This is a genomic window from Streptomyces sp. ICBB 8177, from assembly GCF_003144095.1.
In the GTDB taxonomy this organism is placed as follows: domain Bacteria; phylum Actinomycetota; class Actinomycetes; order Streptomycetales; family Streptomycetaceae; genus Streptantibioticus_D.
The window spans coordinates 25,932-27,144 of sequence record NZ_NSKH01000024.1 but is presented as its reverse complement, the minus strand read 5'-3'; the positions used below and the strand labels follow the sequence as shown (position 1 = coordinate 27,144).

The following is a 1,213-nucleotide window of genomic DNA, read 5'->3' as shown; positions in this document are numbered from 1 at the left end:
TGGGGTGTCTCGGGTGCGGGGAGTGCGCGGCGGTCGACCTTGCCGTTGGGTGTCAGGGGGAGGGCGTCGAGCACGACGAACGCCGAGGGCACCATGTACTCGGGCAGGACGCGGGCGATGGTGTCGCGGAGTTCGTCCTGGCCGGGACGCTCACCGGCCGCCGGGGCCACGTAGGCGACGAGTTGCCGGTCGCCGGGCAGGTCTTCCCGCACCATGACGCAGGCCGCGGCGACGGAGGGCGATGCCACGAGTGTGGTTTCGATTTCGCCGGGTTCGATGCGGTGGCCGCGGAGTTTGATCTGGTTGTCGGTGCGGTTGATGTAGTGGAGGTGTCCGGTGGGGGTCCATTGGGCGAGGTCGCCGGTGCGGTAGAGGCGGGTGCCGGGTGGTCCGTAGGGGTTGGGGATGAAGCGGGTGGCGGTGAGGGTGGGGTTGTGGAGGTATCCGCGGGCGAGGCCGGTGCCGGATATGTAGAGTTCGCCGGTGATGCCGGGGGGTAGGGGTTGGAGGGTGTGGTCGAGGATGTGGGTGGTGGTGTTGTCGAGGGGTCGGCCGATGGGTGGGGGGCCGTGGGGTGTGTCGGGGGTGATGGGGTGGTGGGTGGCGAAGGTGGTGGTTTCGGTGGGTCCGTAGACGTGGTGGATGCGGGTGTGGGGGAGGTGTTGGGTGAGGCGTTGCATGGTGTCGGGGGAGGCGAGTTCGCCGCCGGTGCAGATGGTTGCGATGTTGGTGAGGGCGGTGGGGTCGGTTTCGGTGAGGAGGTTGAACAGGGCGGTGGTGAGGAAGATGGCGGTGAGGGGTTGTTGTGCGGTGAGGTGGTGGAGGGTGTGGGGTTGGAGGGGGCCGGGTGGTGCGATGACGATGCGGCCGTGGTTGAGCAGGGGGGTCCAGATTTCGAAGGTGGAGGCGTCGAAGACGTAGGCGGAGTGCATGAGGACGGCGTTGGCTGTGCCGTTTTGCCAGAGGGTGTCGGCGGTGAGGGCGGCGACGTCGGTGTGGGTGATGCCGACGGCTTTGGGTTGTCCGGTGGATCCGGAGGTGAACATCACGTAGGCGAGTTGTTCGCCTCCGGGGATGGTGGGCAGGGTGCCGGGGTGTTGGGGTGTGCCGTGCAGGGTGTGTCCGTTTGTGTTGACGGTGATGACGGGCAGGGTGGCGCGCATGTCGGCCACCCATTGGGTCTCGGCGGCCGTCTCGTCGACGATCAGGGCGT

At 67.8% G+C, this 1,213-nt stretch carries 1 protein-coding gene; it reads right to left on the bottom strand.

What is annotated here, in order from left to right:
• The coding region (locus CK485_RS29875; RefSeq protein WP_241968661.1) for an AMP-binding protein at nucleotides 1-1,213 on the bottom strand (1,213 nt) is incomplete at both ends.